The sequence below is a fragment of the Sphaerisporangium cinnabarinum genome (assembly GCF_055567015.1).
The window spans coordinates 529,911-554,811 of record NZ_JBVHRG010000001.1 but is presented as its reverse complement, the minus strand read 5'-3'; the positions used below and the strand labels follow the sequence as shown (position 1 = coordinate 554,811).

21 protein-coding genes and 2 riboswitches are annotated in these 24,901 nt (G+C 75.0%); of the genes, 5 read left to right on the top strand and 16 right to left on the bottom strand.

Annotated features, from left to right (window positions below; genetic code table 11):
• Positions 1-82: 82 nt before the first annotated feature.
• On the bottom strand, positions 83-1,420 hold the full coding sequence (gdhA, locus tag ACZ4MO_RS02450; RefSeq protein WP_021482903.1) for an NADP-specific glutamate dehydrogenase: 1,338 nt from the start codon (positions 1,418-1,420) through the stop codon (positions 83-85).
• A 237-nt stretch (positions 1,421-1,657) separates the two neighbouring features.
• A riboswitch (SAM riboswitch) is annotated at positions 1,658-1,760 on the top strand.
• A gap of 54 nt (positions 1,761-1,814) precedes the next feature.
• On the opposite strand from gdhA, the gene ACZ4MO_RS02445 reads away from it, so the two are divergent.
• Both ACZ4MO_RS02445 and ACZ4MO_RS02440 read left to right on the top strand, forming a co-directional pair.
• The gene (locus ACZ4MO_RS02445; RefSeq protein ID WP_175007546.1) at positions 1,815-2,414 is read left to right on the top strand and encodes an NAD(P)H-dependent oxidoreductase; all 600 of its coding nucleotides are present in this window, start codon (positions 1,815-1,817) and stop codon (positions 2,412-2,414) included.
• Positions 2,411-2,974 (top strand): flavin reductase, encoded by a 564-nt coding sequence (locus ACZ4MO_RS02440; RefSeq protein WP_175007545.1) that lies wholly within the window; start codon positions 2,411-2,413, stop codon positions 2,972-2,974. The genes ACZ4MO_RS02445 and ACZ4MO_RS02440 overlap by 4 nt, the downstream gene beginning before the upstream one ends.
• 85 nt (positions 2,975-3,059) lie before the next feature.
• Here the strand turns inward: ACZ4MO_RS02440 and ACZ4MO_RS02435 are convergent, their stop codons facing one another.
• The gene (locus ACZ4MO_RS02435) at positions 3,060-3,452 is read right to left on the bottom strand and encodes a hypothetical protein (protein ID WP_228074943.1); all 393 of its coding nucleotides are present in this window, start codon (positions 3,450-3,452) and stop codon (positions 3,060-3,062) included.
• Between the two features lie 112 nt (positions 3,453-3,564).
• Entirely contained in the window at positions 3,565-4,590 is a 1,026-nt protein-coding gene (locus ACZ4MO_RS02430; protein WP_175007544.1) for an aldo/keto reductase, read from the bottom strand.
• A gap of 249 nt (positions 4,591-4,839) precedes the next feature.
• Here ACZ4MO_RS02430 and ACZ4MO_RS02425 point away from each other — a divergent pair, with 249 nt between their 5' ends.
• The gene (locus ACZ4MO_RS02425; protein ID WP_051028364.1) at positions 4,840-5,325 is read left to right on the top strand and encodes a Dps family protein; all 486 of its coding nucleotides are present in this window, start codon (positions 4,840-4,842) and stop codon (positions 5,323-5,325) included.
• 115 nt (positions 5,326-5,440) lie between these two features.
• On the opposite strand, the gene ACZ4MO_RS02420 is transcribed toward ACZ4MO_RS02425, so the two are convergent.
• The 11 genes from ACZ4MO_RS02420 to ACZ4MO_RS02370 all read right to left on the bottom strand — a co-directional run bounded on the left by ACZ4MO_RS02420 (position 5,441) and on the right by ACZ4MO_RS02370 (position 16,794).
• Positions 5,441-6,556 carry an LLM class flavin-dependent oxidoreductase gene (locus ACZ4MO_RS02420; RefSeq protein WP_175007543.1) on the bottom strand — a complete coding sequence of 372 codons (1,116 nt, stop codon included), beginning with the start codon at positions 6,554-6,556 and terminating at the stop codon, positions 5,441-5,443.
• Between the two features lie 82 nt (positions 6,557-6,638).
• Positions 6,639-7,025, bottom strand: coding sequence for a rhodanese-like domain-containing protein (locus ACZ4MO_RS02415; protein WP_175007542.1), 387 nt, complete (start codon positions 7,023-7,025; stop codon positions 6,639-6,641).
• 94 nt (positions 7,026-7,119) lie between these two features.
• Positions 7,120-8,385 carry an LLM class flavin-dependent oxidoreductase gene (locus ACZ4MO_RS02410; protein ID WP_175007541.1) on the bottom strand — a complete coding sequence of 422 codons (1,266 nt, stop codon included), beginning with the start codon at positions 8,383-8,385 and terminating at the stop codon, positions 7,120-7,122.
• Positions 8,386-8,445: 60 nt separating this feature from the next.
• Positions 8,446-9,387, bottom strand: coding sequence for a nitroreductase family protein (locus ACZ4MO_RS02405; RefSeq protein WP_175007540.1), 942 nt, complete (start codon positions 9,385-9,387; stop codon positions 8,446-8,448).
• Positions 9,384-10,577, bottom strand: coding sequence for an FAD-dependent oxidoreductase (locus tag ACZ4MO_RS02400; RefSeq protein ID WP_175007539.1), 1,194 nt, complete (start codon positions 10,575-10,577; stop codon positions 9,384-9,386). Before ACZ4MO_RS02400 ends, ACZ4MO_RS02405 begins: the two co-directional genes overlap by 4 nt.
• Positions 10,578-10,584: 7 nt before the next feature.
• A complete protein-coding gene (locus ACZ4MO_RS02395) occupies positions 10,585-11,607 on the bottom strand; it encodes a transporter substrate-binding domain-containing protein (RefSeq protein ID WP_175007538.1) in 1,023 nt (340 codons plus the stop codon).
• 114 nt (positions 11,608-11,721) lie between these two features.
• On the bottom strand, positions 11,722-12,501 hold the full coding sequence (locus ACZ4MO_RS02390) for an ATP-binding cassette domain-containing protein (RefSeq protein ID WP_175007537.1): 780 nt from the start codon (positions 12,499-12,501) through the stop codon (positions 11,722-11,724).
• Positions 12,498-13,589 (bottom strand): ABC transporter permease subunit, encoded by a 1,092-nt coding sequence (locus ACZ4MO_RS02385; protein WP_175007536.1) that lies wholly within the window; start codon positions 13,587-13,589, stop codon positions 12,498-12,500. Before ACZ4MO_RS02385 ends, ACZ4MO_RS02390 begins: the two co-directional genes overlap by 4 nt.
• Positions 13,586-14,155, bottom strand: a complete 570-nt coding sequence (locus ACZ4MO_RS02380; protein WP_175007535.1) for a GNAT family N-acetyltransferase — start codon at positions 14,153-14,155, stop codon at positions 13,586-13,588. Before ACZ4MO_RS02380 ends, ACZ4MO_RS02385 begins: the two co-directional genes overlap by 4 nt.
• A 60-nt stretch (positions 14,156-14,215) precedes the next feature.
• Positions 14,216-15,613 carry an NtaA/DmoA family FMN-dependent monooxygenase gene (locus tag ACZ4MO_RS02375; protein ID WP_175007534.1) on the bottom strand — a complete coding sequence of 466 codons (1,398 nt, stop codon included), beginning with the start codon at positions 15,611-15,613 and terminating at the stop codon, positions 14,216-14,218.
• A gap of 17 nt (positions 15,614-15,630) precedes the next feature.
• Positions 15,631-16,794, bottom strand: a complete 1,164-nt coding sequence (locus ACZ4MO_RS02370) for an LLM class flavin-dependent oxidoreductase (protein WP_175007533.1) — start codon at positions 16,792-16,794, stop codon at positions 15,631-15,633.
• A 347-nt stretch (positions 16,795-17,141) separates the two neighbouring features.
• A riboswitch (SAM riboswitch) is annotated at positions 17,142-17,249 on the bottom strand.
• A 170-nt stretch (positions 17,250-17,419) separates the two neighbouring features.
• On the opposite strand from ACZ4MO_RS02370, the gene ACZ4MO_RS02365 reads away from it, so the two are divergent.
• The gene (locus tag ACZ4MO_RS02365) at positions 17,420-18,202 is read left to right on the top strand and encodes a TetR/AcrR family transcriptional regulator (RefSeq protein ID WP_255436938.1); all 783 of its coding nucleotides are present in this window, start codon (positions 17,420-17,422) and stop codon (positions 18,200-18,202) included.
• A gap of 108 nt (positions 18,203-18,310) precedes the next feature.
• Complete coding sequence (locus tag ACZ4MO_RS02360) at positions 18,311-21,046, top strand: MMPL family transporter (protein ID WP_175007531.1); 2,736 nt, start codon at positions 18,311-18,313, stop codon at positions 21,044-21,046.
• 85 nt (positions 21,047-21,131) lie between these two features.
• On the opposite strand, the gene ACZ4MO_RS02355 is transcribed toward ACZ4MO_RS02360, so the two are convergent.
• A complete protein-coding gene (locus tag ACZ4MO_RS02355; RefSeq protein WP_175007530.1) occupies positions 21,132-22,139 on the bottom strand; it encodes an endonuclease/exonuclease/phosphatase family protein in 1,008 nt (335 codons plus the stop codon).
• A 242-nt stretch (positions 22,140-22,381) separates the two neighbouring features.
• A complete protein-coding gene (gene purL / locus ACZ4MO_RS02350) occupies positions 22,382-24,754 on the bottom strand; it encodes a phosphoribosylformylglycinamidine synthase subunit PurL (protein ID WP_175007529.1) in 2,373 nt (790 codons plus the stop codon).
• Between the last annotated feature and the right edge of the window lie 147 nt (positions 24,755-24,901).

The window sequence follows — 24,901 nt, the reverse complement described above, 5'->3', positions numbered from 1 at the left end:
GAGGGCTTTTCGCGGGCGCACGACGGCCGCCGGTGCCACCGCTCTGCGCGGGGCACCGGCGGCCGTCGTCGTGCGGCTCGGGTCAGATGACGCCGAGCGCGAGGATCGCGTCGGCGACCTTGGTGAAGCCCGCGATGTTGGCGCCGAGCACGTAGTTGCCGGGGGTGCCGTACTCGTCGGCCGTCTCGACGCAGCGGTCGTGGATGCCCGCCATGATCTGCGCGAGACGGTCCTCCGTGTACTCGAAGGACCACGCGTCGCGCGACGCGTTCTGCTGCATCTCGAGGGCCGACGTCGCGACGCCACCCGCGTTGGCGGCCTTGCCCGGTGCGAAGAGGACGCCCGCCTCCTGGAGCAGCGCGACGGCGCTCGGCGTCGTCGGCATGTTCGCGCCCTCGGCGACCGCGACGACGCCGTTCGCGACGAGCTGCTTGGCCGCCGCCTCGTCGAGCTCGTTCTGCGTCGCGCACGGGAGCGCGACGTCGCACGGCACGTCCCAGATGGACCCGTCGGTGACGACGCGGGCACCGGGCCGGCGCGCGGCGTAGTCGGCGACGCGCCCGCGCTCGACCTCCTTGATCTGGCGCAGGAGCTCGAGGTCGACCCCGGCCTCGTCGACGACGTAGCCCGACGAGTCGGAGAAGGCGACCACGTTCGCGCCGAGCTGCTGTGCCTTGGCCGTCGCGTAGATCGCGACGTTGCCCGAGCCCGAGACGACGACGCGGCGCCCGTCGAGCTCCTGCCCGCGCGTCTCCAGCATGTTCTGCGCGAAGAGGACCGTGCCGTAACCCGTGGCCTCCGTGCGGACGAGCGAGCCGCCCCACGAGATGCCCTTGCCCGTGAGGACGCCGGACTCGTACCGGTTGGTGATGCGCTTGTACTGCCCGAAGAGGTAGCCGATCTCGCGGCCGCCCACGCCGATGTCGCCCGCGGGGACGTCCGTGTTCTCGCCGATGTGCCGGTAGAGCTCGGTCATGAACGACTGGCAGAACCGCATGACCTCGCCGTCGGACCGCCCGCGCGGGTCGAAGTCGGAGCCGCCCTTGCCGCCGCCGATGGGCATGCCCGTGAGCGAGTTCTTGAAGATCTGCTCGAAGCCGAGGAACTTCACGATGCCGAGGTAGACCGACGGGTGGAACCGCAGGCCACCCTTGTACGGGCCGAGCGCCGAGTTGAACTCGACGCGGAAGCCGCGGTTGATCTGCACGCGCCCGGTGTCGTCCACCCACGGGACCCGGAAGATGATCTGGCGCTCCGGCTCGCACACGCGCTCGAGGACGGCGGCCTCGACGTAGCGCGGGTGCTTGCGCAGCACGGGGCCGAGCGAGTCGAAGACCTCGCGCACGGCCTGGTGAAACTCGGCCTCGCCGGGGTTGCGACGCAGGACCTCGTCGTAGACGGACTGCAGTCGGCTGTCCATGGGTACTCCTCGTCTGACGCGGGCGGAACTCCTGCTGACGGTACGCCTGTGCCAGAAGCTCCCGTCACACCGTCTCACTCCGCGCGCACCGGCACGGGCGGCCGCGGGGCCGGGTCGGCCCGCACGAGGCGGCACCGGGCGGCACGAGGGGCACCGGCGACGACACATCCGTCCACCCACTGAGAAACCCTACCGATCCGGTGCAGTTTCTCGGGGCGGTTGCTATACCCGTCCCCAGGTCACGAGCGCCAGCGCCAAGCCCCGGCTCGCTGGCCGGCAACCCCCTGTCACGGCGGGGTGCTCCGGGAGATGACCAGGCCGGGCCCGGCCTGCCCCGCCACCGGCGAGGACGGCCCGCCCGGCAAGCGTGATCGACGACTACTGCGAGGTGCACATGACCCACCACCCCACCCACCCGACGGTGCTCGCCGTCTCGGGCAACCCGCGGCCCGGCTCGCGCACGCTCGGCGCCGCCGAGACGGTCGCGCGCCGCGTCGCCGACCTTCTCGGCACGGCCGACGTCGCCACGGTCGACCTGGCGCCGCTCGCCGGCGAGGTGCTCGCCGCCGACCACCCGGCGGCCGACGCCGCCCGCGCGCAGCTCGCCCGGGCGACGGTCGCCGTCGTGGCGACCCCGGTCTACAAGGCGTCGTACACCGGGCTGCTCAAGGCCTTCCTCGACCTCTACGGCCCCGACGGGCTCGCGGGCGTCGTCGTGGTCCCGCTCGTCGTGTCCGGGAACCCGGCGCACGCGCTCGTCGGGGAGGTGCACCTGCGACCCGTGCTCGTCGAGCTCGGCGCCGTCGTCCCGACCCGGTCGCTCACGGTCACCGAGCCGCAGCTCGCGGACCTGGGACCGGTCGTGGACGCGTGGCTCGCGCGCGAGGGCGACGCCCTGCGCCGCGCCGCGGCACCGCTCCCCCCGGCGGGGAACCTCCCGTCGGCCCGCACCGACGAGGCCGTCGCGGACGCGTTCGCGGGGATGGCCCGATGACCGCCGAGCTCACCCACCTGGAGGCCCTCCTGGCCGAGCAGGACGAGCCCCAGCTCTCCCCCGACGAGTACAAGGCCGTGTTCCGCGGCCACCCCGCGGGCGTCGCCGTCGTCGCGCTCGAGCACGACGACCGCCTCGTCGGCTTCACCGCGACGTCGGTCATCTCCGTCTCGGCCGCGCCCCCGCTGCTCGCGTTCTCGCTCGCGTCCACGTCGTCGTCGTGGCCCGCGGTCTCGACGGCGCGCACGCTGACCGTGAGCTTCCTCGCCGACCACCAGGACGATGTCTCGGCCCGGTTCGCGACGAGCGCCATCGACCGGTTCGCGGACGGCGGCTGGTCGCGCCTGCCGACGGGCGAGCCCGTGATCGACGGCGCGCTGTCGTGGGTGCGCGGGCGGGTCGTCCAGCGCACGCCGGTGGGCGACTCCTATCTCGTCTCGCTGCGCGCGCTCGGGTCGAGCGTCGGCGCCGCGCCCGGGGCGCCGCGCGGGTCGGCGGCGTCGCCGCTCGTCTACCACGACCGCACCTACCACCGGATCGGCGACCACTCCGCGCTCTGAGCGGCGGACGGGCGAGGGGCCCGACGGCGGTCGTCCCGCCGTCGGGCCCCTCGTCCGTCCCGTGCCGCCCCTCACGGGTGGTCCGTCACCAGCTCCAGCCGCGCGCGCTGAGCTCGAGCTCCTCGCGGAACCGCTCGTCGTCGCCGGTACGGAAGCCCGCGCGCAGGGGTGCGTCCGCGACCGGGAGCCCCGTGAGCCGGCAGGCCTCGCGCAGCAGCGCGTCGTAGGCGCCCTGGACCGCGAGGTAGTGGTGGGCGCGCGCGTAGACGTCCGGGTCGGCCTCGATGCGCCGGAGCTCCGCGGCGAGCGCGGTGAGCCGCACCTGCAGCGCGAGCGTCGTGAGCGGGTCCGGTGCCGCCGCGGCACGACGGCGACCGCCCGCCCGGTGGCTCGGAGGTCGCCCGGCGCGGCGCAGCACCCACCACGCGGCGGCGGCGGTGCACGCCGTCGCGCACCAGATCATGAGCAGCCACGACATCGGAGCCGACCTCTGCGCGGGGAGACCCACAGGACCTCTCCAGTCTAGGTCTCCCCAACCCCGCGAGGCAGGGTGGGCGGCCCCTTGTCCTCGCCGCCGCCCGCGCGGCGGGTCAGCCGTCGAGGAGGTCCGGCTGCGGGTGCCGCACGCCCTGGACGGCGGCGCGCGGGATCGCCGCGCCGATCGTCGCGACGTCGTCCGGCGTGAGCCCGACCGTGGCCGCCGCGACGTTCTGCTCCAGGTACGCGACGCGCTTCGTCCCCGGGATCGGGACGACGTCGTCGCCCTGCGCGAGGAGCCACGCGAGCGCGAGCTGTGCGGTCGTGACGCCGTGCTCCGCGGCGAGCTGCTCCAGGGAGCGCACGAGGCCGCGGTTGTGCTCGAACGCCTCGCCGGCGTACCGGGCGTGGGCGCGGCGCACGTCGTCCTCCGCGAAGCCGTCGGTGGCGTCCACGGTCCCGGTGAGGATGCCCCGGCCGAGCGGCGAGAAGGGCACGAAGCCGACCCCGAGCTCGCGCAGCGTCGGCAGCACCTCGTCCTCCGGGTCGCGCGTCCACAGCGAGTACTCGCTCTGCACGGCCGTCACGGGGTGCACGGCGTACGCGCGGCGCACGGTCGCGGCGGACGGCTCCGAGAGACCGATGCCGCGGACCTTCCCGGCCTCCACGAGGCCAGCGAGCGCGCCGACCGTGTCCTCGATCGGCACCTGGGGGTCGACACGGTGCAGGTAGTACAGGTCGAGCCGGTCGGTGCCGAGGCGGCGCAGGCTCGCGTCGACCGCGGCACGGACGTACTCGGGGCGGCCGTCGACCGGACGCCCGTCGGGGTGGCCGCCCGCGGGCGGGAGCCCGAACTTCGACGCGAGGACGATCTCGTCCCGGTGCGGCCCGAGGACCCGGCCGAACAGCTCCTCGTTGCGGCCGTGGCCGTAGACGTCGGCCGTGTCGAAGAGGGTCACGCCGAGCTCGAGCGCGCGGCGCAGCACGGCCTCCGCCTCCACGGCGTCCGCGGGGCCGTAGGCGTCGGTGACGGACATGCCGCCGAACCCGACGGCGGAGACGGCGAGCGCCGCCCCGCCGGTGCCGAGCGTGCGCGACGGGAGGGTGCCGGGGGCGGGGGTCCGGGAGGTGTCGGTCATGGCCCCAGCGGACCACCGTGCGCCGCCCGGGGCAAGGGCGGACGCCGTCCTCTCACCTGGCGAGAGGACGTGACGCGCCACGCTGCGGCTCGGCGCGTGACGAGCCCCGCCGCAGGTCAGGCACGCCTCTCCTTGCTGGCGGGCGCGCGGAATGCCCCCTAGTCTGGAATCGTTCAAGTGAACGGCACCGACGGAAGCCGGGTGACCGCCGCACGATTCCGGGCGACCCCCGAGAGAGCGAGGAGCACCATGTCCGCACCCACCATCCACCGCACGACGGCCCGCTTCGAGGCGTCGGAGAAGCTCCGCGCCCACCTGCAGCGCGTGCTCGTCGCGCTCGTCGACCTGCACGTCCAGGGCAAGCAGGCCCACTGGAACGTCACGGGCCGCGGGTTCCGCGACCTGCACCTCCAGCTCGACGACGTCGTGGACGCCGCGCGCGAGCACAGCGACACCGTCGCCGAGCGCATGCGCGCGCTCCAGGTCGTGCCCGACGGCCGCACCGAGACCGTCGCGACGACGACGGACCTCTCGCCGTACCCGGCCGGCCTCGTGTCGGTCGGCGACACGGTCGACGCGGTCGTCGAGCGCATCGCGCAGACGGTCGAGGTCGTCCGCGCCGTGCACGACGACGTCGACGCCGAGGACCCGACGAGCGCCGACATCCTGCACGAGATCATCGCGGACCTGGAGAAGCAGGCCTGGTTCCTCTCCTCGGAGAACCGCGAGGCCTGATCCGTCCCGCCTGCCCCGGCGCGCGCCACCGCGTTCGGCAGCTCCGGTCGAGATCGGCACGCGCAGGTGCCGAACCCGACCGGAGCTGCCGACCCGGGACGGGGTTGCCGACCTGTCAGGCCGCGGCGGCCTCGGCGGTAGCGGCGTCGCGCTTCGCGACCTCCTCGCGGACGACCGGGATGACGTAGCGACCGAAGTCGACCGCGTCGTCGAGCAGGTCGTAGCCGCGGGCCGAGATCACGCGGACGCCGAGGTCGTAGTACGCGAGCAGCGCCTCGGCGACCTGCTCGGGCGTGCCGACGAGCGCGTTGGAGTTGCCGGCGCCGCCGGTGGCCTTCGCGGTCGCGGTCCACAGCGCGGTGTCGAAGCGGTCGCCCTGGGCGGCGATCTCGAGCAGCCGCTGCGAGCCCGCGTTCTCGGGCTTGTCGATCGGGTGCCGACGGCTGAGCTGTCCCCCCGCGGCGGCCTTGCGCGCCTCGATCCGGTCGAGGATGCGGTGCGCCTTCTCCCAGGCGAGCTCCTCGGTCGGCGCGACGATCGGCCGGAACGCGGCGTGGATGCGCGGCGGCGTCGTGCGGCCCGCGGCGGCGGCCTCGGCGTGCACGCGCGCGATCTGCTCGGCGGTGCGGTCGAGCGGCTCGCCCCAGACGGCGTAGATGTCGGCCTCGGCCGCGCCGACGCGGAACGCGGCGTCCGACGACCCGCCGAACGAGATGGTCGGGGTGCGGCCCTCGAACGGCTTGGCGTCGAGCACGAAGTCGTCGAAGTCGTAGAACGGGCCTTGGTGGTCGAAGGACTCGGCGCTCGACCAGGCCTGCTTGACGATCTGGATGTACTCCTGGGTGCGCGCGTACCGCTCGTCCTTCGTCAGCGTGTCGCCCTCGCGCCCCTGCTCGTGGTCGTTGCCGCCGGTGATGAAGTGGACGGAGAGCCGCCCGCCGGAGAGCTGGTCGAGCGTCGCGAACGTCTTGGCGGCGTACGTCGGGTAGGACACGTTGGGCCGGTGCGCGAGCAGCAGCTCGATCGACTGCAGGCGCGCGGCGGTGTAGGCGGCGAGCGCGGCGGGCTCGGGGCCGGAGGATCCGTACGCGAAGAGGACGCGCGTCCAGCCGTTGTCCTCGTGCGCGCGCACGAGGCGCTCGAGGTAGGCGGGGTCGAACGCAGCGGTCGTGCGGTCGGTGGTCTCCGACGCGTCGTTGGTCGTGGCGATGCCGAGGAACTCGACGGGCATGAGGGTCTCCGTGGTGTCGGTGCGGGTGGTTCGGGGTGCGGGTTCGCGGACCGGACGTGCTCGGCGCAGCGCGGGCGTCGGCTCAGGGGGCGGCGGGCGCCGTCGGCTCGGAGGACGGAGCGGGCCCGTCGACCGGGTCGGACGCCGGGAGCCCGGCGTCCTTCCACGCCGGGAACCCGCCGTCGACGTGCGAGACGTTCGTGTACCCGCGCCGGGCGAGGGCCTCCGCGACGGGACCGGAGCCGTTCGGCGACCCGCACACGACGACGACCGGCGTGTCGAGCGAGACCACCGGGGCGTCGGCGGGGCCGAACAGCGCGTCGAGGTCGTCCCGGTCGGCGAGCGTGGCGCCGGGGATCTCGCCGTGCGCGGCGCGACCTCCGGCCGAGCGCACGTCGATCAGCAGCGCGCCGTCGGCGACCTGTGCGGCGGCGTCGGCCGCGGTCCGGAGGGGCGGGGTCGTGGTCATGGGTGTCTCCTTCGGGTGAGGTCGCGAGATCGACCCGCACGTCCGAGGTCGACCCTCCGCGGGTCGCTCGGGAGACGCGCGGGTCGATCCCGCGTCAGCGGGTGGTGGCGAGGGCGGGTGCGACGTCGGGGGTGACGGCGGCGCGTGCGGCAGCGTCGGCGTCGGCGCCGCCCGCGAACCAGTGCTCGGCGAGCAGCGCGAACGAGCGGCGCGCGTCGTCGGCGTCGTGGGTCGCGGTGGTGACGAGCAGCTCGTCGGCGCCGGTCGCGCGGCGCAGGGTCTCGAGCCGCCGCACGACCGTCTCGGGGTCACCGACGATGCGCGTGTCGACCCGGTCCGCGACGAGCGCGCGCTCGGACTCCGGGCGGTCCTCCCAGGCGGGCGACGTGCCCGGCTCGGGGTAGGCGATCGCGCCGTCGGCGCCGCTGCGGATGGAGAGCACCCAGTCCGCGAACGGTGTCGCGAGCTCGCGGGCCCGTTCGATCGTGTCGGCGACGAGCACGTCGGCGGACACGACCACGTAGGGCTCGGCGAGCACGCCCGGCCGGAAGGCCTCGCGGTACGCGGCGACGGTGTCGAGCGTCGCCGACGGCGCGACGTGGTAGTTCGCGGCCAGCGGCAGCCCGAGCTCGCCCGCGACGCGCGCGCTCTCGCCGGCGCTCGACGCGAGGACCCACAGGTCCCAGTCGGCGCCCTCGACGGGCGGGCTCACGTACGGCGTCCCGCGCTCGTCACGGTAGGTCCCGGCGCGCAGCCCGAGCACGAGCTCGAGCTCGTCGCGGAAGCTCGCCGGGGTGCGCGACGCCCCGACGATCCGCTTCTGCGCGAGGATCCGCTCGCGCAGCACGGAGTCGTTCACGTCGGCGGGCGGCGCACCGGGCACGTACAGCCCGTCGACGACGCGGGGCCCGGCGGCGGGCCGGGCCCGCCGCGGCGGCGCCCCGGCCCCCTTCTCCCCCGTCGGCGGCGTGAACGCCCGGCCGAGCCCGAGGTCGACGCGGCCCGGGTGGAGCGCGGCGATCGTCCCGAACTGCTCGGCGGCGACGAGCGGGCTCGTCGTGCTGAGCAGCACGGCACCGCTGCCGACGCGGATGCGCTCGGTCCGGGCCGCGACGGCGGCGGCGAGCACCGCGGGCGACGCCGAGCCGACGCCGGGCGACAGGTGGTGCTCGGCGTACCAGACGCGGTGGTAGCCGAGCCGGTCGAGGTCGCGCGCGAGCCCGACGGCGCGGCGCACCGCGTCCTGGCCCGTCGCCCCCTCGGGGACGATCGCGAGGTCGAGCACGGACAGCGGGACGCGGCCGGACGCCGGTCGCGTCCCGCCGGGGGCGGCGGTCGGGTGCGGGTGCTGGTGGGACATGGCTTCCTCTGGTGGGGTGCGGTGGCTCGGGGCGACGCGGTCGCGCACGGGGTCGCCGGGCTACTTGGACGGGAACCCGAGCGCGGCGAGCGTGGTGCGCAGGTGGGCGCGCCCGCGCAGGGCGCCGGGGACGCGCAGGCGGTCGACGACGCGGTCGCGCCAGCCGCCGACGAGCCCCTCCTCGCGGTAGAAGGGCGCGATGCGCTCCTCGTACGCCGCGACGTGCTGCTCCTGCCCGACGGCGCGGTAGCGCTCGGCGTGCAGGACGGCGGCCTGCGGCAGCCGCGGCTTGACCCGTTCCCCGCCCGCGGGGTCGGGGTGCCCGACGACGAGCCCCACGACCGCGACGACGCCCTCGGGCAGGCCGAGCTCGGCCGCGACCTGGGCGGGGTGGTTGCGCAGCGCGCCGATGTACACGGTGCCGAGGCCGAGCGACTCCGCCGCGACGACGGCGTTCTGCGCGGCGAGCGCGGCGTCGAGGAACGCGACGACCGTCGTCTCGAGGTAGTCGGTCGCCTCGAGCCGGACGCCCTCGCGCTCGCCGAGAGCGCGGGCCCGCGCGACGTCGGCGAGCCAGACGAGCAGCAGCGGCGCGGTGCGCACGTGCTCCTGGTCGCCCGCGAGCGCCGCGAGCCGCGCCTTGCGCACGGGGTCGGTGACGGCGACGACGCTCCAGAGCTGGAGGTTCGACGACGTCGGGGCGGACTGCGCGGCGGCGACGAGCGTCGGCACGACGTGGTGGGCCAGCAGGTCGGGGCGGTAGCGGCGCACCGTCCGGTGGCCCAGCTGGGTCGCGAGGACGGTGCCGGGACGGTCCGCGGCGGGTTCCAGGCCCGCGGTCGCGCCGGGCGCGACGTCCTCGACCGCGGCGGAGTCGACGCCGTATCGCGCCGCGAGCGCGGCGCGGGCGCCGTCGGTGTCGCGGGACGGCGCGGGGAGCGTCCCGGGGTCCGCGGCGGGAGCCGGGGCGTCCCCGGCGGCGGGTGCGGGAGCGATCGTCATGAGGCGGTCCTCTCGGGGAGTGCGGCGAGGCGGGCGAGCGCGAACCGCGCGGCGGCGGTGCCGCCGTCGGCCAGCGAGCCGGGGGCGGTGGCGAGGTCGGCGAGCACGCGCCCGACGGCCGGGGCGAACTTGAAGCCGTGGCCGGAGAACCCGGCGCCGACGACGACCGGGCCGCGGCGGTCGAGCACGAAGTCGTGGTCGGGCGTCGTGGTGTAGGTGCAGCTCACGGGGACGTAGGCGTCGGGGTCGAGGCCGGGCAGCCAGGTGCGCACGTAGTCGCGCAGCGCGGCGAGCTGGCCCGGCTCGGGCCGGTAGGAGCGCCGGTCGGGGTCGACGACGGGGCCGACGCCGTGGAAGCCGACCTTGACGCCCTCACCCGGGGTCGCGAGCCCGTAGACGCCGCTCGGCCACGCGGTGCCGGGACCGACGTCGTGCGTGAACGCAGGCCACCCCGCGGGTGACGTCCCGGGGGCGAGCGCGAAGTGGGCGGGCTGCTCCTGCGTGACGACGAGCGGGAGCTCCTGCCCCAGCAGGCCGCCCGCCGGGGAGCCGAGCAGACCCGCGCTCCACGCCCCGACGGTCACGACGACGACCCGCGCGACGACGTCGGCGCCGTCGGTGACGACGCGCACGCCCTCGGGTACGCGCTCGACGTGCCGGACGGCGACCTCGTGCCGGACGTCGGCGCCCCGCGCGGCCGCGGCCCCCTGGAGGGCCGCGACGGCGCGGTCGGCGTGGAGCCGGCCGGCCGTCGCGACCTCGTGCAGCACCCGGCCCTCGAACCGCAGCCCCGGCCAGCGCTCGGCCGCGGCCGCGGGGTCGAGCCACTCGTGCTCGATCCCCCGGGCCGCGAACGCGGCGCCGATCGCGTCGGCGCGACGCTCGGCCGCGCCGTCGCGACGCCCGTGGCTCACGCCGCCGGTGACGTCGAGGAGCGCGGTCCCGGTCTCGTCCTCGATCTCGCGCCAGAGACGCAGCGCCTCCTGCGCGAGGTCGAGGTACTCGGGCTCGGCGTAGGTCGTGCGGTAGATGCGCGACGTCCCGTGCGAGGCGCCGTGCGCGTGCCCGGGAGCGAAGCGCTCGAGCAGCACGACGTCGCGCCCGCGCCGCGCGAGCTGCCACGCGGCGGCCGAGCCCATGACGCCGCCCCCGACCACGAGGTGGTCGACGTGCTGGGTGCTGGTGGTCATGCGCGGGTCACTCCGTCTTCGGCAGGCCGGGCGGGTTGGTCTGCGACTCCTCGACGGCCTCGGACTCCAGGCCCCACCGCTGGAGCACCTCGAGGTACGTGCCGTCCTCGATGGCGTGGTTGATCGCGGCGGTGATGGCCGGGGCCGCCTCGTTGCCCTTCTTCGTGGCGACGGCGATCTGCGCCGTGTCGGGCCAGCCGCCGTTGAGCGTGCCGACGACCTTGAAGTCCTGCGGGGAGATCGCCGCCTGGTACGCGAGCGACGCGTTGGGGCCGACGTACGTCTCGATGCGCCCGGACTGGAGCGCGAGCAGGACGTCGGAGAACTGCTCGTAGTACTCGGGGCCCTGGACGGGCTCGAGGCCGTCCTCCTGGTTGAGGCGGTCCCACTCGAGGACGATCTTCTCCTGGTTCGTCCCGGAGCCGACGGCGACGACCTTGCCCGCGATGTCCTCGCGTTTCGTGATCGACGTGATGTCGGAGTCGGCGCCCACGAGCCAGCCGAGCTCGTCGTTGCGGTACGTGGAGAAGTCGATGGTCTCCTTGCGCTCCTCGGTCACCGTGACGTTGGAGATCACGGCGTCGACGTCGCCCGAGCCGAGCGCGAGCGGCCAGTCGGCCCAGGCCTTGACCTCGAGGCGCAGGTCCTTGCCGAGCGCGTCGGCGACGAGCTGCGCGATGTCGGTCTCGTTGCCGATGGGCGTCTCGTCGTCGTCGGCGAGGAAGCCGAGCGGGGGCGCGGAGCCCGCGGAGATCGCGACGACGAGCTCGTCCTTGTCCTTCCAGGCGTCCGGGAGGAGCGCGACGGCCTCGGCCGACTCGGTGGTGCGGATGCGGTCCTGGTCCGGGCTCGTGCTCACGTCGAGGGCGTCCGAGACAGACGTCGTGCTCTCGTCGGTCGCCGCGCCCTCGTCCGCGGCGGCCGGGGCGTCGGTGCTCACCCCGGAGCAGGCCGCGAGCGCCAGCAGGGGCACGACGGCGAGGGCGGCGAGCGCGCGGGGGGCGCGGGCGCGGGTGGTCGTTGCGGTCACGGGAGACCTACCTCTCGGGTGGTGCGTCGGGGTGACGCGGGGAGTGCGGGTGTGCGGGACGGCCGGTCGGCCGGTCGCGGGTGACGACGGTGGGCGTCGCTGGAGGTCGGTGGTTCAGAGGACCTTCTGGAGGAAGGTCCGGGTGCGGTCGTGGCGCGGGTGGTCGAGCACCTCGGCGGGCGTGCCCTGCTCCACGACGACGCCGTCGTCCATGAACACGACGGTGTCGGCGACCTCGCGGGCGAAGCCGATCTCGTGCGTGACGACGACGAGCGTCGTGCCGGTGCTCGCGACGTCCTTGATGACCTCGAGCACCTCCCCGACGAGCTCCGGGTCGAGCGCCGAGGTGGGCTCGTCGAACAGGAGCACCTTGGGCCGCAGCGCGAGCGCACGGGCGATGGCGACGCGCTGCTGCTGCCCGCCGGAGAGCTGGCGGGGTCGCGCGTCGGCCTTGTCCGCGAGCCCGACGCGCTCGAGCAGCGCGCGGGCCTCGGGCTCCACGTCCTCGCGACGGCGGCGCTGCGCGGAGACCGGCGCCTCGACGACGTTCTCGAGCGCCGTGAGGTGCGGGAAGAGGTTGAAGCTCTGGAAGACGAACCCGATCTGGGTGCGCTGACCGAGGATCTCGCGCTCCTTGAGCTCACGCAGGGTGTTGCCCTTGCGGCGGTACCCGATGAGCTCGCCGTCGATCGAGATGAACCCCTTGTCGACCTTCTCCAGGTGGTTGATCGCGCGCAGCAGCGTCGACTTCCCGGAGCCGGACGGGCCGAGCACGACCGTCACGGACCCGGGCGGGACGGTGAGCGACACGTCGCGCAGCACCTCGAGCGTGCCGAAGCTCTTGTGGACGCCGTGGATCTCGACGAGCCCGGCGGTCGCGACGTCGGCGGTCATGCCGCACCTCCCGACGTGCGCGCCGTGCGGGTCAGGACGCCCACCCGGGCGCGAGCCGCGTACGCGGGCGGGACGGCGTCGGGCACGGGGCGGCCGGAGAGCCGCGAGGCCCAGACGAGCACGGTCCACCGCGCCTTCTGCAGCGGGGTCGGGGGCAGCGTGCGCACCGCGCCCTTCGCGTAGTGCCGCTCGACGTAGTACTGCACGACGGTGATCAGCGTGGTGAGCACGAGGTACCAGATCGACGCGACGATGAGCAACGGCACGACGCGGCCGTTGCGGCCGTAGATGACGCTGACGATGTAGAACAGCTCGCCGTACGCCAGCACGTAGACGATCGACGTGCCCTTGAGCAGCCCGATCACCTCGTTGACCGCCGTGGGGATGATGGAGCGCATCGCCTGCGGCAGGATGATGCGGCTCACCTGGCGGCGCTTGGGGATGCCGAGCGACGCGGCGGCCTCCTGCTGCCCCTGGTCGACCGAGAGGATCCCGGCGCGCACGATCTCGGCCGAGTACGCGGCCTGCGGGAGCCCGAGGCCGAGGATCGCCGCCCAGAACTTGTCGATCACGGACAGCGTGTCGAAGTACAGGAACTCGGGCCCGAAGGGGATGCCGACGCTCAGGTACGGGTACAGGTAGGCGAGGTTGTACCAGAGCAGGAGCTGCAGCAGCAGCGGCACGGACCGGAACACCCACGTGTACGTCCACGAGACCGACTGCAGGAGCGGCGAGCGCGACAGCCGCATGAGCGCGAGCACGGTGCCGAGCGCGAACCCGACGACCGACGCGACGAGCGTGAGCCGGATCGTCGCCCACGCGCCCTCGAGGATCGAGGGCCAGGTGAGGTACTGCGCGACGACGCCCCACTCCCAGCGGTCGTTCGTCACGAGCGAGCTGACGACCATGGCGAGCAGCACGGCCACGCCGGCCGTCGCGACCCAGCGGCCCGGGTGCCGGGCGGGGACGATGCGCAGGCTCTCGAGCGGCAGCGCGTCCTCGACGCCGCCGCGCGGGTCGGCGGGGTGCCGGCCCGACGGCGGCGCGAGCTGCCGGGACTCGTCCTGCGGGAGCGACACGGTGCTCATGGCGCGACCTCCAACCACTTCTCGAAGGCGAGCGGGCCGATCTCCTCGGGATCGGTCCCGGTGTCGAACAGGGGCGTGTAACCGGTCGCGAGGTACAGGCCGGCGGCCTCGGGCTGGCGCGGGCCCGTCGTGAGGTACACGCGCCGGTAGCCGCGCTCGACGGCGCGACGCTCGAGCTCGACGAGCACGAGGCGCGCCAGCCCGCGGCGCCGGTGCGCCGAGTGCGTCCAGATCCGCTTGAGCTCGGCGGTGCGCACGGCGGGCGTCCCGTCGGCGCGGCGCGCGGCCGGCCGGGCGAGGCGCGCCGGGTCGCCGAGCTCCGGCTCGGTCCGACGGCGGAACGCGCCGCCCGCGACGGGCTCGCCGTCCTCCAGCACCAGCACGAGCTCGCCGTGCGGCGCCGCGAAGTCCTGCGCGGGGTAGTGCTCCATCTCGGCGCGGAGCTCCTCGGCGCTGAGCACGCGCTGGTACCGCGTCCAGTACTCGTGGGAGAGCTCGTCGAGCAGCGGGCGCACGAGCGGGTCGTGCAGGGCGACGGACCGGACCTCGCGTGTGCTCGTCCTCATGGGTCCTCCGGGGTTCGTGACGGGCGGTGGGCGGGTGGTGGCGGGAGAGGGCTGCGAGGGTCAGCCGACGAGCTCGGCGGGGTGCGCCGTCGTGGGCTCGCCGTCGCCGCGCGTCGTGCCGGGGCGGGCGAGGCCGAGGTGCTCGCGCAGGGTCGTGCCCGCGTACTCGGTGCGGAACGAGCCGCGCTCCTGGAGCAGCGGGACGACCTGGTCGAAGACGTCGTCGAGCCCGCCCGGCGTGAGGTGGGGCACGAGGATGAAGCCGTCGGAGGCGTCCTCCTGGACGTGCCGGTCGATGTCGTCCGCGACCTGCTGCGGCGTGCCGACGAACCCGCCGCGCGACGTCACCTGGATGACGAGCTCGCGGATCGACCACCCGTTCGCCTCGGCCTGCTCGCGCCACGCCGCGGCGACCGCCGCCGGGTCCTTCGCGTGCCGCACCCGGCCGCGCGTGATCGACAGGTTCTCGGTGTCGGGGTCGACGTCGGGCAGCGGACCCTCGGGGTCGTACGCCTCGAGGTCGCGGCCCCAGACCTGCTCGAGGAACGCGATCGCCGTCGGGCCCGAGACCTGCTGGAGCCGGATCTCCCGGGCGCGCTCCTCCGCCTCGGCGGGCGTGTCGCCCAGCACGACGACGGTCGCGGGCAGGATCTTCAGGGAGTCGCGCTCGCGCCCGTGGGCCGCGAGCCGCCCCTTGACGTCCTCGTAGAACGCGCGCCCCGCGTCGAACGTCGAGTGCGCGGAGAACACGACGTCGGCGGTCGCGGCGGCGAAGTCGCGCCCGTCGGCCGAGTCGCCCGCCTGGAACAGGACGGGGTGGCCCTGCGGGCCCCGCGGCGTCTCGAACAGCCCGACGACGTCCGCGTACGTCCCGTGGTGCGCGACCGGTCGCACCGCACCCGGCCGCAGGAACTCGCCCGCGATCCGGTCGGCCAGCACGGCGTCGTCGTCCCACGAGTCCCACAGGGCGCGCGCGACCTCGACGACCTCGGCCGCCCGCGCGTACCGCTCGGGGTAGGGCAGGTAGCCGCCGCGGCGGAAGTTGGCGCCCGTGAAGGCGTCGGGGCTCGTCACGAGGTTCCACGCCGCGCGCCCCTCGGAGAGCAGGTCGAGCGTCGCGAACTGCTTCGCGAGCTCCCACGGCTCGTTGAACGTCGTGTTGATCGTGCCCGCGAGGCCGAGCCGCTCCGTGACGGCGGCGAGCGCGGCGAGGACGGGCAGCGTGTCGGGGCGGCCGACGACGTCGAGGTCGTGGATGCGGCCCTTGTGCTCGCGCAGGCGCAGGCCCTCGGCGAGGAAGAAGAAGTCGAGCCTCGCGTCCTCGGCACGGCGCGCGAGGTGCTCGAACGACGCGAAGTCGATCTGGCTGCGCGAGCGGGGGTCGCTCCACACGGTGGTGTTGTTGACGCCCGGGAAGTGGGCGCCGAGGTGGATCTGCTTGCGGGGTCGGGTGCTCATGTCGGGTCCGCCCGGGCTCAGGCGATCGCCGCGTAGCGGTTCGCGGGGTGCGGGAGGCCGAGCGTGTCGCGCAGCGTCGTGCCCGGGTACGCGGTGCGGAACAGCCCCATGCCCTGGAGCAGCGGCACGACCCCGTCGACGATCGCGTCCAGGTCCGTGCTCAGCGACGACGGCCGCAGCAGGAAGCCGTCGGCGGCGCCGGCGTGCGCCCACTCCTCGACCGTCGCCGCGAGGTCGCGCGCCGTGCCGACGTGCGTCAGCGAGTCGGTGTCCCACGAGACGCCCTCGAGGTCCTCGAGCAGGTCGAGGCGCGCCTGGGCGCTCGCCCGCGTGTCCCCGACGACGACGTACGCGTCCACGAGGACCCGCAGCCCGTCGGGGTCGCGCCCGGCGCCCGCGGCGGCGTCGCGCACCTGCGCCCGCAGCGCGACCGCCTCGTCCCGCGTCGCCGCGCGGACCCGCACGACGTCGGCCCGCCGGGCCGCGAGGTCGAGCGACGCCGGCGTGCTTGCCCGCACGACGACGGGCGGCTGGCCCTGCGGCGGGCGCGGGGTGATCGACGGCCCCTTGACCGCGAACCGGATGCCCTCGTGGTCGACGTGGTGCAGCTTCTCGCGGTCCACGAACCGGCCCGTCGCGACGTCGCGGATCTCGGCGTCGTCCTCCCACGAGTCCCAGAGCCGCGTGACGACGTCGACCGCCTCGTCCGCCTCGGCGACGGCGTCGGGCTCGTCCTGGGCGCCCTTGCGCCCGAAGGCCGCGGCCTCGGCCGGGGTCGTGGACCACCCGACCTGCCACCCCGCGCGGCCGGAGCTCACGTGGTCGATCGTCGCGACCGCCTTGGAGACGTGGAACGGCTCGGTGTGGGTGGTCGTGACGGTCGGGACGAGGCCGATGCCCGCGCTGCGCGGCGCGAGCCGGGACGCGACGAGCGCGGCGTCGAGCCGGCCGCGCACGGACCCGTTGCGGCCCGGCTGGAGGGTGAACGCGTCGTCGAGCGTGACGAGGTCGAGCAGGCCGCGCTGGGCGGTGGCGACGAGCTCGACGAGGCGCTTGGCGTCGAACAGGCGCCGGGCCTGGGAGCCCACGGTCCGCCAGGCGGCGGGGTGCGCACCGGCGTCGGTGAGGTCGACGCCCAGGTGGACGGTGCGGGCGGGGCGGGCGGGGCGGGGGTCGGGCATCGCGAGGATCCGTTCTGGGACAGGCGCCGACCGCACGCTCAGGGCGCGGCGGGGTGCCAGGGGGTGGGCAGGGTCGCCCCGCCGCGGGGCGGCAGGGCGGGGCCGGGGAGGCCGGAGGGAGGCCCGTCACGGCGTGCGCGCGGGCGCGCGCGGCGTCAGGAGCGGGGCGTCGTCAGCGACAACAGGTGACGCGCGCGGGGGCGCCGACCGGACAGGAGACGACGGCCGCACCGCGGACCGGACAGGGGCACGTCGGCGCGTGCGGGGTGCTCACCGCGGTGCTCGACTCTCGCCGGTCCATCGTCCGTCTCCTTCGTGCCCGTCGCCGGGCGCCGCGTCGTTGCCCCGCACCGCGCGGGTCGCGCGTCGCGGGACCTGGTCCTCACCCGGGGCACCCCGCCGCGCGGGAGGGTTGCCGTCCGACGAGCCGGGGCTTGGCGTCGGAGCTCATGACCATGTCCTGTGCCGAGGTCCGTGGACCTCGGTTGCGCGGGAACTTACGAGCGGGCACGGAGGGTGTCAACGCACCGCCAGAACCTTCCCACATACTGGACCTGATCGGTCAACTTTGAGCGCCGACCGCTCTTGTTTGCACCAAGTGCATCGATGCACCTAGTGTCAAGAGGTGCCTCCCCTGCCCGGACCCGAGCGCCCGACCGCGCCCGCGACGGACGCCTCCGACCTCGCCGGCCCCGGCCCGGACGCCCCCGCTCCGGACGCCCCCGCTCCGGACGCCCCCGCTCCGGACGCCCCCGCTCCGGACGCCCCCGCTCCGGACGCCGCGGCTCCCGACCGTCGCGCGGCCCTGCGCGCGCGCCACCGCCGCGCGATCGTCGCCGCCGCCGCGACGCTCATGGAGGAGAAGGGCGGTGCGCGCTTCACCGTCGACGAGCTCGCGGCACGGGCCGACGTCGCGCGCCGCACGATCTTCAACCACTTCGCGTCGCTCGACGACGTCGTCGTCGAGGTCTGCGAGGACGTGCTGGGCTCGGTCGTCGAGACGCTCGGGGCGAGCGCGGCCGAGCCGGGCACCGACCGCCCCACGCCCCTCGACGACGTCACCGCGGCGCTGCGCGGCACGGACCTCGTCGGCCCCATGGCCTACCTCACGCGGGCCCTCGGCGGCACCGCGACCGAGCCCACGCCGCGCGTCACGACGATGGTCGTGCGCACCTTCACCCACCTCGCCGAGCGCCTCGTCGCGGCCACCACGCGCCGGCACCCGGACGTCGACCCGCTCGAGATCGAGATGCTCGTGGGCGCGCTCATGGCCGGGGTCCTCGTCATCCAGCGTCGCTGGTGGGCCGAGACCGGTGCCGCCGACGACGACGCCTCGCGCGAGGTCTGGGCAGGCCTGCTCGACCGCCTCGTCGAACGGATCCGCGCCGGCTGGGCGGACCCGGCCTGACGCGACCCGCACCCTCCCCGCCCCCGCGACCACCTCTCCCGCCACGCCACCCCCGCCACCCCGGGCGCACCCGTCGGACCCGGACCGGACTCCCACCGAAGGATCCTCATGGCTGAACTCCTCTACCGCCTCGGCCGCGCGTGCGCGCGCCGCGCGCGGACCGTCCTCGCTGCGTGGCTCGCGGTGCTCGTGCTCGCCGGGGCGGCGTTCGTCGCGTTCGGCGGCACGCTCGCGAGCAGCTTCTCGATCCCCGGCACCCCGACCGCCGACGTCACCGAGCGCCTCCAGACCGCGCTGCCCGAGGCGTCGGGCGGGAGCGGCACGATCGTCCTCGCGACGGAGGACGGCGCGCCGTTCACGCCCGCGCAGGAGGCGGCGATCGCGGACCGCTTCGCCGCGGCGGAGGAGGTCGACGGCGTCGCGTCGGTCGTCGACCCGTTCGCGACGCAGGAGGAGCTCGCCGACCAACGGAAGCAGATCGAGGACGGCCGCACCCAGATCGCCGCGGGACGCGAGCAGATCGAGGACGGCCGCGCGCAGCTCGCCGCCGCGCAGGAGCAGGTCGACACCGCCCGCGCCCAGCTCGACGCAGGCCAGGCCCAGCTCGACACGGCGCGCGCCCAGGCCGAGGCCGCGGGCGCGCTGGAGCAGGCCGCGCCGCAGCTCGACGCGCAGCAGGCCGAGCTCGACGCGGGCCGCGCCACGCTCGAGTCGCAGGCCGCGACGCTCGACCAGCAGGTCACCGCGCTAGAGGACCAGAGCGCGACGCTCGAGGAGCAGTCCGCGCAGCTCGAGCTCTCCGCTCCCCTGCTCGACATGGCGTCCGACATCCGGCTCGTGTCCACGGACGGGAGCGCGGCGGTCGCGAACGTGACGTTCACCGAGCCGAACATGAGCATCGACCAGCAGACGAAGGACGACCTCGTGGCCGTCTTCGCCGACGACCCGGTCGACGGCGTCCAGACCGACTTCTCGTCCGACATCGCCCAGGGCGTGCCGCAGGTGTTCGGCGTGGGCGAGGCCGTCGGCCTCGTCGTCGCGGCGATCGTGCTCGTCGTCATGCTCGGGACGCTCGTGGGCGCCGGCCTGCCGATCCTCACGGCTCTCATCGGGGTCGGGATCGGCGCGCTCGCCGCGATGTCGCTGTCCGGGGTCGTGGAGATGTCGTCGGTGACGCCGGTCCTCGGCCTCATGCTGGGGCTCGCCGTCGGGATCGACTACTCGCTGTTCATCGTCAACCGGCACCGGCGCCAGGTCAAGCAGGGCGACGAGCTGCACGAGTCGATCGCGCTCGCGAACGGCACGTCGGGCAACGCGGTCGTGTTCGCCGGGGCGACGGTGCTCATCGCGCTGCTCGCGCTCAACGTCACCGGCATCCCGTTCCTCGGCCTCATGGGCACCGTCGGTGCGCTGTGCGTCGCGATCGCCGTGCTCATCGCCGTCACGCTCACGCCGGCCCTGCTCGGCATGATCGGCCCGCGGATCCTCAGCCGCCGCGAGCGCGCCGCGCTCGCCGGTCCCGCCGCGTCGACGGGTGTCGCCTCGACCGGTGCGGCCGCCGGCTCGGCGGCAGGCTCGTTGGCCGGGAGCGCGGCGTCGGAGCCGGGCACCGCGGGCGGCCTGCCCGCCGCGGAGCCCGTGCGGCCCATGTCGACCGTGCGCGCAGTGGGCACGGCGCTGCTCGCCGTCGTCGCGCTCGGCGTGATCGCCCTGCCCGCGCTCGACCTGCGGACCAACCTGCCCGACGGCTCGTCCGAGGCGCACGACTCCACGCAGTACCGCGCGTACTCGACGATCGCCGAGGAGTTCGGCGAGGGCACGAACGGGCCGCTGCTCGTCGTCGCCGACCTCCCGGGCGAGCCGACCGAGGCCGAGGCGCTCGAGTACCAGGTGGGCGTGGCCGAGGAGCTGTTCGCGCAGGACGACGTCGTGGCCGTCGCGCCGATCGGGACGTCCGAGGACCGCACGGTCGCGGCGTTCCAGGTGATCCCGGCCGAGGGTCCGACGAGCGAGTCGACCGAGGAGCTCGTGCACGCACTGCGCGCGCTCGAACCGCTCGACGGGGACGTGACGCTCGGCGTCGCGGGCTCGGCCAGCGGCAACATCGACATCTCGGAGAAGCTCGCGCAGGCCCTGCCGATCTACCTCGCGGTCGTCGTCGGGCTGTCGCTCGTCATCCTCGTGCTCGTGTTCCGGTCGATCTTCGTGCCGGTCGTCGCGACGCTCGGGTTCATCCTGTCGTACTTCGCCGCGCTCGGCGGGGTCGTCGCGATCTACCAGTGGGGCTGGCTCGCGGGGGTGTTCGGCGTCGAGACGCCGGGCCCGATCCTCAACTTCCTGCCCACGATCCTCGTCGGCATCCTCTTCGGCCTCGCGATGGACTACCAGCTCTTCCTCGGCTCGGGGATGCGCGAGGCGTACGCGCACGGCGCCCCCGCGCGCGTCGCGATCGTGCAGGGCGTCCGCGCGGGCCGGGCCGTGGTGACGGCCGCGGCGATCATCATGATCTCCGTCTTCGGCGGGTTCGTCTTCTCGCACAGCGCGATGATCCGGCCCATCGGGTTCGCGCTCGCGTTCGGCGTGCTCGTCGACGCGTTCGTGGTGCGGATGCTGCTCGTCCCGGCGCTCATGCACCTCGTGGGCGACAAGGCGTGGTGGCTCCCCCGCTGGCTCGACCGCGTCCTGCCCGACGTCGACGTGGAGGGCGCCGCGCTCGAGCGTCGGCACCCGCACCACCTCGACGGGCCGGCCGACCCGGCTGCCGAGGGCGCCGCGCCCGACGACGGCAGCGACCCGGGCACGACCGCCCCGGACCCGGCGGCGCCGGAGCCCGCGCGCGGCTGACGCCGCGGAGCCCCCGCACCGGACCCGGCGCCACGGGTCGACGAGCGCACTCGCTCGTCGGCCGGGGGCGCCGGGTCCGCCGTCGTCAGGGGCGGGGCACGTGCACCGTCGCGACGATCGCGCGGTGGTCGCTGCCCACGACGTGCAGGGAGCCGACGTCGGTCACGACGTTCTCGCGGTCGGTCACCACGTGGTCGAGGTTCAGCACCGGCGGCACGACGCCGGGGCGCGGCGACCACGACAGGTCGAGCCCGCCGCCCGAGGCGCGCGTCGCGTCGTGGAACCGGTCGCCCAGCAGCCGGCGGAACGTCGCGTGGTCGTGGGTGGAGTTGAAGTCCCCGACGAGCACCTGGGGCAGCGGGTCGCCGTGGGCGCGCTCGGCGAGGGCGTCCGTCTCCTCGTGCCAGATGTCGACGTACTCCGGGATCGGCGGGATCGGGTGCACCGCGGTGACGCGCACCGGCACGCCGTCGACCTCCACCGTCGCCGACGGCATCGCGTCGTTCGAGAACGGCTCGACGTCGACGTCGCGGAGCGGCAGCGCGCTCCACAGCCCGCTGCCCATGGCGCCGCGCCCGACCTTGCCGTCCGCGCTGTACGGCAGCACGTCCTCGATGCCCGCCGCGACGAGCCGCTCGCGCAGGTCCGTCGTGAGCTCCAGCACGGCGAGCACCTGCACGTGCTCGGTGCGGACGAGGTCGACGAGCGCGTCCGCGTCCGCCGCGCCGTACCAGGTGTTGGCACCCATCACGCGCAGCGTCACCGCGTCGTCGGGCGGGGCGGGGCCGGGCACGAACGCCGGGACGAGCCACACCGCCTGGACGGTGACGCAGACGGCGAGCAGCGCCGCGAGCAGCCACCGGCGCGCGAGCAGGGTGAGCACGAGCCCGACGACGGCGCCCAGGGCGACGAACGGCGTGAACCCGACGAGCTGCGCGACGGGCGTCCACGCGTCGTCGGGCAGCGTGCGCACGAGCGTGAGGAGGAGCACCGCGACGGCACCCGTGGCGAGGACGGCCGTGAGGGGCCGCCCGCCCGGTCGGCGCCGCGTCGTGACGCGCGCGGGCGGGAGGCGCGTGGTGGCCGAGGTCATGCCCGGACTCTCGCAGCGCCCACCCTGCCGCCGCGACCCGCCCCACCGGCCCGCCGGCGATCTCCACCGAACCCGCCCACCCGCCCGTCCCGCCCGTCCCGCCCGTCCGCCGAGCACGAGGTTGCCGTCGTTCTGGGGTCCATGCCGACGGCAACCTCGTGCTCGACCGGGCGCTGGACCGGGAGACGGGACGACGACGCCCCGGTCACCACGTGGTGACCGGGGCGTCCGTGGAGCGGGTGTCAGCCGAAGATGGCCGGCAGCGTGCCGCGGAAGGCCGCGTCCGCCTCGCTGAGCGGGACGGTGAACAGGCCCGCGACCTCGAGCGCCTCGCCGGACTCGGCGGCGGGCCCGGGCTCCGTGCCGGTCTCGCCGATCTTCAGGACGGGGACGCCGCGCGCGACGCACGCGTCGACGAGCTTGGACTCCTCGCCGCGGGGCACCGCGACGAGCGCGCGGGCCGTCGACTCGGAGAACAGCGCCTCGAACGGGGTGACGCCGTCGCGCTCGGCCAGCGCGTCGAGCGACACGGTGGCCCCGACGCCGAACCGCAGCGACGCCTCGAGGAGCGCCTGCGCGAGGCCGCCCTCGGAGAGGTCGTGCGCGGCCGACACGAGATCGTCGCGGCTCGCGTTGACGAGCACGCCGGCGAGCGCCTTCTCGGCCGCGAGGTCGACCTGCGGGGGCACGCCGCCCAGGTGGCCGTGCTCGACGTCGGCCCACGCCGAGCCGTCGAGCTCCGCACGCGTGGTGCCGAGGAGGTAGATGCTCTCGCCCGTCTCGCGCCAGCCCGACGGCGTGGCGTGCGCGACGTCGTCGAGCACGCCGAGCACGCCCACGACCGGGGTCGGGTGGATCGAGGAGTCGATCTGGCCCGGCTCGCCGGTGCCGTTGTAGAGCGACACGTTGCCGCCCGTCACGGGGACGCCGAGCTCGCGGCACGCGTCCGCGAGGCCCTCGATCGCCTCGACGAGCTGCCACATCGAGTCGGGGTCCTCGGGCGAGCCGAAGTTGAGGCAGTCGGTCACGGCGAGCGGGCGGGCGCCCGTCGTCGCGACGTTGCGGTACGCCTCGGCGAGCGCGAGGCGCGCGCCCGTGCGCGGGTCGAGCTTGCCGTAGCGGCCGTTCGCGTCCGTCGCGAGCGCGACGCCGAGGCCCGTGCTCTCGTCGACGCGGACGACGCCCGAGTCGTCGGGCTGCGCGAGCGCGGTATTGCCCTGGACGAACCGGTCGTACTGGTTCGTCACCCACTCCTTGGACGCGAGGTTCGGCGACGCGAGGAGACGCAGCGCCGTCGCGCGGAGCTCGTCGCAGCTCTCGGGTCGGGCGAGAGCGTCGGCGTCCACGGTGCGGGCGTTGAGCCCGTCCTGCCACGACGGGCGCGCGTACGGGCGGTGGTACACCGGGCCCTCGTGCGCGACGGTCCGCGGGTCGACGTCGACGATGCGCTCGCCGTGGTGGTCGATCGTCAGGCGCCCGGAGTCGTTGACCTCGCCGATGACGGCGGTCTCGACGTCCCACTTGGCGGTGATGGCGAGGAACTCGTCGAGCTTCTCCGGCGCGACGACCGCCATCATGCGCTCCTGCGACTCCGACATGAGGATCTCGCCCGCGTTGAGCGTCGGGTCGCGCAGCAGGACGTCGTCGAGCCACACGTGCATGCCGCCGTCGCCGTTCGAGGCGAGCTCCGACGTCGCGCACGAGATGCCGGCGGCGCCGAGGTCCTGGATGCCCTCCACGACCTGCGCCGCGTAGAGCTCGAGGCAGCACTCGATGAGGACCTTCTCCATGAAGGGGTCGCCCACCTGGACGCTCGGGCGCTTGGCGGGCACGCCGTCCTCGAACGTCTCCGAGGCGAGGATCGAGGCGCCGCCGATGCCGTCGCCGCCCGTGCGGGCGCCGAACAGCACGACCTTGTTGCCGACGCCCGAGGCGTTGGCGAGGTGGATGTCCTCGTGGCGCAGCACGCCGAGGCACAGCGCGTTGACGAGGGGGTTGCCCTGGTACGAGGAGTCGAAGACGAGCTCGCCGCCGATGTTCGGCAGGCCGAGGCTGTTGCCGTACCCGCCGACGCCGCTCACGACGCCGTGCACGACGCGCGCCGTGTCCGGGTGGTCGACGGCGCCGAAGCGGAGCTGGTCCATGACGGCGACGGGGCGCGCGCCCATGGAGATGATGTCGCGCACGATCCCGCCGACGCCGGTCGCGGCGCCCTGGTAGGGCTCGACGAACGACGGGTGGTTGTGCGACTCGACCTTGAACGTCACGGCCCAGCCGTCACCGATGTCGACGACGCCCGCGTTCTCGCCGATGCCGACGAGCAGGTGCTTCTTCATCTCGTCGGTGGTCGCCGCGCCGAACTTCGACAGGTGGACCTTGGAGGACTTGTACGAGCAGTGCTCGGACCACATGACGGAGTACATCGCGAGCTCCGCGGCCGTGGGGCGGCGCCCCAGGATGTCGCGGATGCGCTGGTACTCGTCCGGCTTGAGGCCGAGCTCGGCGAACGGCTGGACCTCGTCGGGCGTGGCGGCGGCGCGCTCGACGGTGTCGAGCGTCGGCGCGGCGGGACGAGCCTCGGAGCGTGCGGAAGCCTGGGGTGCGGGGGCGGTCATCGTTTCCCTCGGGTGGGCGCTGAGCGGGGAGCGCACGACGGCGCGCGGCCAGTCTACCGGCGCCTGCGGAGAGGCCGTCCGGGCGTCTCGTGTCGCGGGCGGCCGAGAACTGAGACGAGCGTCTCGCCGTGCGGAAACTCCGTTTCC

Bases quoted from the DNA above. Each gene is read 5' to 3' on its own strand.
- ACZ4MO_RS02440 (WP_175007545.1), top strand. From the start codon at position 2,411: ATGACCGCCGAGCTCACCCACCTGGAGGCCCTCCTGGCCGAGCAGGAC.
- ACZ4MO_RS02360 (WP_175007531.1), top strand. From the start codon at position 18,311: ATGGCTGAACTCCTCTACCGCCTCGGCCGCGCGTGCGCGCGCCGCGCG.
- ACZ4MO_RS02405 (WP_175007540.1), bottom strand. From the start codon at position 9,387: ATGACGATCGCTCCCGCACCCGCCGCCGGGGACGCCCCGGCTCCCGCC.
- ACZ4MO_RS02375 (WP_175007534.1), bottom strand. From the start codon at position 15,613: ATGAGCACCCGACCCCGCAAGCAGATCCACCTCGGCGCCCACTTCCCG.
- ACZ4MO_RS02425 (WP_051028364.1), top strand. From the start codon at position 4,840: ATGTCCGCACCCACCATCCACCGCACGACGGCCCGCTTCGAGGCGTCG.
- ACZ4MO_RS02400 (WP_175007539.1), bottom strand. From the start codon at position 10,577: ATGACCACCAGCACCCAGCACGTCGACCACCTCGTGGTCGGGGGCGGC.
- ACZ4MO_RS02445 (WP_175007546.1), top strand. From the start codon at position 1,815: ATGACCCACCACCCCACCCACCCGACGGTGCTCGCCGTCTCGGGCAAC.
- ACZ4MO_RS02435 (WP_228074943.1), bottom strand. From the start codon at position 3,452: ATGTCGTGGCTGCTCATGATCTGGTGCGCGACGGCGTGCACCGCCGCC.
- ACZ4MO_RS02430 (WP_175007544.1), bottom strand. From the start codon at position 4,590: ATGACCGACACCTCCCGGACCCCCGCCCCCGGCACCCTCCCGTCGCGC.
- ACZ4MO_RS02390 (WP_175007537.1), bottom strand. From the start codon at position 12,501: ATGACCGCCGACGTCGCGACCGCCGGGCTCGTCGAGATCCACGGCGTC.
- ACZ4MO_RS02370 (WP_175007533.1), bottom strand. From the start codon at position 16,794: ATGCCCGACCCCCGCCCCGCCCGCCCCGCCCGCACCGTCCACCTGGGC.
- ACZ4MO_RS02385 (WP_175007536.1), bottom strand. From the start codon at position 13,589: ATGAGCACCGTGTCGCTCCCGCAGGACGAGTCCCGGCAGCTCGCGCCG.
- ACZ4MO_RS02355 (WP_175007530.1), bottom strand. From the start codon at position 22,139: ATGACCTCGGCCACCACGCGCCTCCCGCCCGCGCGCGTCACGACGCGG.
- ACZ4MO_RS02410 (WP_175007541.1), bottom strand. From the start codon at position 8,385: ATGTCCCACCAGCACCCGCACCCGACCGCCGCCCCCGGCGGGACGCGA.
- ACZ4MO_RS02420 (WP_175007543.1), bottom strand. From the start codon at position 6,556: ATGCCCGTCGAGTTCCTCGGCATCGCCACGACCAACGACGCGTCGGAG.
- gdhA (WP_021482903.1), bottom strand. From the start codon at position 1,420: ATGGACAGCCGACTGCAGTCCGTCTACGACGAGGTCCTGCGTCGCAAC.
- purL (WP_175007529.1), bottom strand. From the start codon at position 24,754: ATGACCGCCCCCGCACCCCAGGCTTCCGCACGCTCCGAGGCTCGTCCC.
- ACZ4MO_RS02380 (WP_175007535.1), bottom strand. From the start codon at position 14,155: ATGAGGACGAGCACACGCGAGGTCCGGTCCGTCGCCCTGCACGACCCG.
- ACZ4MO_RS02415 (WP_175007542.1), bottom strand. From the start codon at position 7,025: ATGACCACGACCCCGCCCCTCCGGACCGCGGCCGACGCCGCCGCACAG.